The following is a 6342-nucleotide window of genomic DNA, read 5'->3' as shown; positions in this document are numbered from 1 at the left end:
CTTCGAGGGTTTCTTCAGCACTGCCGGCCAACGGCTGATCTACGACGAGGGCCTGCGCGGTGCGGTGGATGCCTGGCTCGCATCCCTCGACGAAGACGCCTTCATTGCGCATCTGCCGTTGCTGCGCCGGGTCTTTTCGCATCTGGACTCGATGGAGCGGCGGCGGTTGATCGAAGCGGTGCTCGGCCGCGCCGCACGCCTGCCTGCCGGACTGACGCCGACTCCGGATGGCGGCGAAGCGTGGCGCCGCCATCTTGAACGGCTCGGACCCTTGCTGACGGGAGGGAGCGGCAATGGATGACGAGGCCGAAATGAGCGAACCAATCCAGGCCGGCGACGGACGGGAGCGCCGCTGGCGCCTGGCGATCGGTGCCGATGAGGAAACCTCGTCAGCGCTGTCCGACACCGACAAGCGGCTTTCGGCGGCGCTCGATGCGCTTTACGGCGATGGTGCCGGCGATGCGGCCGCCGATCCGCGCAAGCGGCGCGGCGGCCTCGGCCGCTCGGCGCCAAGGGTGGCACAGTGGATGGGCGATATCAGATCGTTCTTTCCCGCACAGGTCGTCCAGATCGTCCAGAAGGATGCCTTCGAACGGCTCAACCTGAAGCAGATGCTGATGGAGCCGGAATTCCTTAAGGCGATCGAGGCCGACGTCAATCTCGTCGCCGACCTGATTTCGCTGCGCTCGGTCATGCCGGCCAAGACCAAGGACATTGCGCGCACGATCATCGCCGATATCGTCGCCAAGCTGATGCAGCGGCTGGAGCAGAAGACAGCCGAGGCGATCCGCGGCGCGGTCGACCGGTCGCAGCGCACCAACCGCCCACGCCAGCGCGACATCGACTGGCCGCGTACGATCTCAGCCAACCTTCGCCATTACCAGCCCGAGCACAAAACCATCGTGCCGGAGAAGCTGGTCGGCTTCATGCGCAAACAGCGAAGGCTGGTCGACCTGGATGAGGTGGTGCTGTGCGTCGACCAGTCGGGCTCGATGGCAAGCTCGGTGATCTACGCCTCCATCTTCGCCGCGGTGATGGCTTCCCTGCCGGTCGTGCGGACCAAGCTTGTCTGCTTCGACACGGCGATCGTCGATCTGACCGAGGAGCTTAGCGATCCTGTCGAAGTCCTGTTCGGCGTGCAGCTGGGCGGCGGCACCGACATCAACCAGGCCGTGGCCTATTGCGCGGACCGCATCGAACGGCCGACCAAGTCGCATATGGTGCTGATCACCGACCTTTATGAGGGCGGCAACGGGCAGGAATTGCTGCAGCGGCTTGCTGCACTCGTTCGCTCCGGCGTCAACGTCGTGGTGCTTCTGGCGCTGACCGACCAGGGCAGGCCGGGTTATGACCCGAAGATGGCAGGCTCGGTGGCCGCCCTCGGTATTCCGGTCTTCGCCTGCACGCCGGATTTGTTTCCAGACATGATGGCGGCGGCATTGCGTCGGGAAGATATCGGCGCATGGGCGGCTGGCGCCGATATCAAGCTGGTTCGTGCCGAGGCCGAGACTCCGGAGTAAAACAGCCGTCGCCAGAGCTGCCAGGATGCTTCTGGCAGCTCTGGGATAAATGGCTGGAGCTCAGCCGAACTTCGGGTCGAGGCTGCCCGACTTATAGCGCTTGGCCATTTCGGCGACCGGCAGCGGCTTGATCTTCTGCGCGTTGCCGGCGGTGCCGAACTGTTCGAAGCGCTCCTTGCAGAGCTTGCGCATGGCGGCCATGGCCGGTGTCAAATATTTGCGCGGATCGAACTCGCTCGGGTTCTCGGTCAGCACCTTGCGGATCGCGCCGGTCAGCGCCATGCGGTTGTCGGTGTCGATGTTGATCTTGCGCACGCCGTGCTTGATGCCGCGCTGGATTTCCTCGACCGGCACGCCCCAGGTCGGCTTCATCTGGCCGCCATATTTGTTGATGATCTCCTGCAGGTCCTCGGGCACCGAGGACGAGCCGTGCATGACCAGATGCATGTTCGGCAGGCGGCGGTGGATCTCCTCGATGACGTTCATGGCCAGCACCGCGCCGTCCGGCTTGCGCGAGAATTTGTAGGCGCCATGGCTGGTGCCCATGGCAACCGCCAGCGCATCGACATGGGTGTCCTTGACGAATTCCACCGCCTGTTCCGGATCGGTCAAAAGCTGGTCGTGGCTGATCGCGCCTTCGACGCCGTGGCCGTCTTCCTGCTCGCCGCCGCCGCTCTCCAGCGAGCCGAGCACGCCGATCTCGCCTTCGACGGACACGCCGCCCCAATGCGCCATGTCGACGACGCGCTTGGTGATGCCGGAATTGTAGGCGTAGTCGGCCGGCGTCTTGCCGTCTTCCTTCAGCGACCCGTCCATCATGACCGAGGTGAAGCCGTACTGGATCGCGGTGACGCAGGTGGCTTCGTTGTTGCCATGGTCGAGATGCATGCAGACCGGAATGTCGGGATGGATTTCGACCAGCGCGTCGATCAGCTTGGCCAGCACCACGTCATTGGCATAGGCGCGCGCGCCGCGGCTGGCCTGCAGGATGACCGGCGACTTGGTCTCCTCGGCGGCCTCCATGATGGCGAGGCCCTGTTCCATATTGTTCATGTTGAAAGCGGGCACGCCGTAGCCGTATTCGGCGGCGTGGTCGAGCAATTGTCTCAGTGTTATGCGAGCCACCCAATAGTCTCCCGTATCTGGTTTCAAGCGCAACGTCGCGGGCCGGCCGGTTGCCGGTCGGCCCTTGATGCTTCTGGCGGGATTTCAACGGAACCGCAACCTTCAGAGCTCTTCTCGATCGCAATTCTTGTTGCAGGGCTGAAATCCGGCCGTTTTGGTGACTTAAGCCGCGATCAACTCCCGCGCCGCCAGGATCTGCACGCAGGCATTGGCCGCCTCCTTGCCCTTGATGGTGAAGTGCTCAAAGAAGAAGCGGTGGTGCTCGGCGCTGTCGTGGTAGTTGTGCGGGGTGAGCACCGCCGACAGCACCGGCACGCCGGTCGACAACTGCGCGTTCATCATGCCGTCGAGCACCGCGCTGGCGACGAATTCATGCCGGTAGATGCCGCCATTGACGACAAAAGCGGTGCCGAGGATCGCGGCATAGCGGCCGGTCCCGGCCAGGGTCTTGGCATGCAGGGGGATTTCATAGGCGCCCGGCACGTCGAAGACGTCAACGGTGAAGCGCTCGCCTCCGATGTCAGCCAGTGCCGCTTCGAAGGCCTGCACGCACTGGTCGACGATGTCGGCATGCCAGCGCGCGCGGATAACGGCGATGCGAGTCTTTTCGTAGTCTTTATGGGAATGCTGATTCATGGGCCCATCCTTCCGTTTCGAACCAGAATCAGGACGCACGATACGGATTAAGCCCGCGAAGAGCGGGCCGGCTTCCGTTTCGTTCTCTTCCATCCGGACTCTAACCGTCGGCTCCGGAATCACACCGGATCTGCTGACCTTTCCGAAACCGGAAAGCGCTCGCGGGCTTGGGCCCGCGCATGACCCCGAAAACCGGAACGGTTTTCGGAAAGGAATCATGCGCAACTAAGAGTCCTTACCGCCGGTGGGGACTTTCACCCCGCCCTGAGAACATTAACGGCTTTGTATGAAAGGGCAGGGCGCTGCTGTCAACCGTGAGAAGGTTGGGCCAAGTCCGTTCGATTATCGCGTGCGCCACGCCGCCGCCGATGCGGCGATCAGCATCAGCGATGCTGCGACCATTGCGCAGGTGGCAAAACCAAAGCTGGAGTAGAGCGGCCCGAAGCTGGTGGTGCCGACGAAGACCGCGAGGTAAGTCACCGCACTGTTCAGGCCCATGATCGTGCCGCGCCGCGAGGGATCGAGCGCAGACAGGCGCATTACCAGGACATTCAGGCCGAAATGATTGGCCAGTCCCCAGATTGCCACCATGGTCAAGGTCAGCCCGAAACTGCCGCTCGTCGCCGCCATCGCGACATAGACGACTGCGACCAGAAGATAGGCGAACGGCATTACGCGCCGCGCACCCAGTCTGTCGATGACGCCGTCGAGCAGAGCAGCCGTCCCGAAGCCTATGCCGTAGGCAAGCGCCGCCAGGCCATTGGCGCTCACCGGCTGTCCCAGCCCGACATGAAGATGGTCGCCGAGATAGCCATAGACGCCGTAGAACGAAGTCATGAAGGCCGCGCACGCCACCAGCAGCGGCAGGATTCCGGGAATGCCGAGCGCTTCCAGCGGGGCGGGCGCCGGTCCGGCCTTCCTGATGTCGCTGAGCGACGTCACTGTCAGCCCCATCCATGCAAGGGCCGCAAGCACCGCGACCGCTGCGAAAACGGCGCGCCAATGCACAAGATCGGCAAGCACGGCCGAAAGCGAAACGCCGGCGACCATGCTGAGCGTCCATCCAGTCAGGACGACGCCGATCGTGCCGCTCTCCCTGCCCGGTGGGGCAATGGCTGCGGCGCTGGCATAGATCGCGGGCATGGCGATGCCGGCAGCGATGCCGGCCAGCAGCTGTGCGGAGACCAGCATGGTCACCGTGGGTGCAGCGGCACTTGCGACCAGCGCCAATGCCAACAGCAACAGTGCGCTCTGCAGCATCCTGCGAGCACCGAGCCGGTCGATGTAGCGCGCAAGGAACAGGGCGCTTGCGGAGGTGCCAAGGCCGAACGCTGCCGCCGCAATCATCACGGCCGGCACGCTGGTTCCGAACGACGAGGCGACAGCCGGTGCGATCGGACCCAGCACAAGCGAGTTCGAGCCGATGACAGCGATGCATCCGGTCAGCAGATAGGCAAGCGCCGGGATCGGGGCTCGGGCAGTCAATGGCGCAACTTGATCAATGTTCGACATATCAGCATAATGGCCGTATTCCATTCAGCGGAGAACCCGGAATTTCGCCATGGATGAAGAAACAGATGGCATTCTGCAGAACAGGCCCGCGGCCCGCGATCTCGACGCGACAGACCGAAGAATATTAGGTGTCCTGGTCGATGACGCCACGATCAGCTACGCCGAACTCGGCGATCGCGTCGGCTTGTCGCCACCCGCAGCGCATGAGCGGGTCAAACGGCTCCGTCGCAGCGGCGCCATCCGCAACACAGTCGCCATCATCGATCCCCGGGCGGTGAAAAAGCCTTTGCTTGCCTTTGTCCATATCGACACCAGGGGCTGGGGAAAGACGCCGGAGCTGATGGCGGTCTCGCAATATCCCGAAGTCGAGGAGATCCATACGGTCGCCGGCGACACCTGCATGCTGCTGAAGGTCCGCACGGAAGACACCAGAGCACTCGAAGGCCTTTTGGCGCGCCTGTACGAAACGCCGGGGGTCACCTCGACGCGCAGCTATGTGGTTTTATCGACCTATCTGGAGCGGCCGGTGCAGCCGGGCATTACCGAGACGTGGCCGACCCCGAAGCATATGGCGGAGCCTCTGTACTAGGGACGTGGGCTACGCCCGCTCGGGGAACATCGCCTTCAATCCCTCGCGCGATGCCTTGGCAACGCCGCGCTCGGTGATCAAGCCGGTGACCAGTCGCGCCGGCGTCACATCGAAGGCCGGGTTGGCCGCAGGCGTCGTCTCCGGCGAAATGCGAACCTGGGCAATCTCGCCGGCAGCGGTCTTGCCCCAGACCAGCGAGACCTCGTCGGCCGAGCGCTGCTCGATCGGGATCTCGGCCAGTCCGTCATGTACCGTCCAGTCGATGGTCGGCGACGGTAGCGCGACATAGAACGGCACGTCATTGTCGGCGGCGGCGAGCGCCTTCAGATAGGTGCCGATCTTGTTGCAGACATCGCCGTCGGCCGTTGTGCGGTCGGTGCCGACGATGACCATGTCGATTGCGCCGCGCTGCATCAGATGGCCGCCGGCATTGTCGACGATCAGTGTGTGCGGCACGCCGTGCCCGGCCATCTCCCAGGCGGTCAGCTGTGCGCCCTGGTTGCGCGGCCGCGTTTCATCGACATAGACATGGACCGGAATGCCGGCTTCTGTGGCCAGGTAGATCGGCGCCGTGGCGGTGCCGTAGTCGACCGTGGCCAGCCAGCCGGCATTGCAGTGGGTCAGGATGTTGACCGGTTCGCCCTTCTGCTTGCGCGCCGCGATCGCCTTGATGATGGCAAGACCGTTCTCGCCGATGGCGCGGTTGAGGCCGACATCTTCGTCGGCGATCTCACGGGCCCGCCGATAGGCGGCTTCGGCGCGTTGTTCGGGAGGCAAAGGCCGCAGGAAGCGCCGCATTTCGTCCAGCGCCCAGCGCAGATTGATCGCGGTTGGCCGCGTCTCGTGCAGGGTCTCCCACACGGCATCGAGCGCTGCATCCGACGGATCGCCATGCAGATGGCTGACGATCCGTCGGATGCAGCGCTCGATGCCGTGTGGGAGACCCTGCACGAGACGCGG

At 63.9% G+C, this 6342-nt stretch carries 7 protein-coding genes and 1 riboswitch; of the genes, 3 read left to right on the top strand and 4 right to left on the bottom strand.

All coding sequences use genetic code 11. The annotated features are described in order from the left end of the window. Window positions 1–301 (top strand): DUF5682 family protein (locus EN906_RS18980; protein ID WP_245484298.1); only part of this gene is annotated, 301 nt, incomplete at its 5' end. Further along, window positions 294–1520, top strand: a complete 1227-nt coding sequence (locus EN906_RS18975; RefSeq protein WP_127270708.1) for a VWA domain-containing protein — start codon at window positions 294–296, stop codon at window positions 1518–1520. The genes EN906_RS18980 and EN906_RS18975, both read left to right, overlap by 8 nt. Window positions 1521–1580: 60 nt before the next feature. Here EN906_RS18975 and fba read toward each other — a convergent pair whose 3' ends face one another. From fba to EN906_RS18960, 3 genes are all read right to left on the bottom strand, one after another. Beyond that, window positions 1581–2645: a class II fructose-bisphosphate aldolase gene (gene fba / locus EN906_RS18970; protein ID WP_013532928.1), complete on the bottom strand. Its 1065-nt coding sequence runs from the start codon at window positions 2643–2645 to the stop codon at window positions 1581–1583. A 162-nt stretch (window positions 2646–2807) separates the two neighbouring features. Further along, a complete protein-coding gene (locus EN906_RS18965) occupies window positions 2808–3281 on the bottom strand; it encodes a 6,7-dimethyl-8-ribityllumazine synthase (RefSeq protein WP_127269811.1) in 474 nt (157 codons plus the stop codon). 77 nt (window positions 3282–3358) lie between these two features. Then, a riboswitch (FMN riboswitch) is annotated at window positions 3359–3557 on the bottom strand. 66 nt (window positions 3558–3623) lie between these two features. Beyond that, window positions 3624–4793: an MFS transporter gene (locus tag EN906_RS18960; RefSeq protein WP_127269809.1), complete on the bottom strand. Its 1170-nt coding sequence runs from the start codon at window positions 4791–4793 to the stop codon at window positions 3624–3626. Window positions 4794–4842: 49 nt separating this feature from the next. Between EN906_RS18960 and EN906_RS18955 the strand changes: the two genes are divergently transcribed. After that, complete coding sequence (locus EN906_RS18955; RefSeq protein WP_127269807.1) at window positions 4843–5382, top strand: Lrp/AsnC family transcriptional regulator; 540 nt, start codon at window positions 4843–4845, stop codon at window positions 5380–5382. A 9-nt stretch (window positions 5383–5391) separates the two neighbouring features. On the opposite strand, the gene mtnA is transcribed toward EN906_RS18955, so the two are convergent. Further along, on the bottom strand, window positions 5392–6342 hold a 951-nt coding region (gene mtnA, locus EN906_RS18950; protein WP_245484297.1), incomplete at its 5' end, for an S-methyl-5-thioribose-1-phosphate isomerase.

Source organism: Mesorhizobium sp. M7A.F.Ca.CA.004.06.1.1, from assembly GCF_003999135.1.
In the GTDB taxonomy this organism is placed as follows: domain Bacteria; phylum Pseudomonadota; class Alphaproteobacteria; order Rhizobiales; family Rhizobiaceae; genus Mesorhizobium.
Note: the sequence above shows the minus strand (reverse complement) of the source record. Positions and strands in the feature narration are given on the sequence as shown.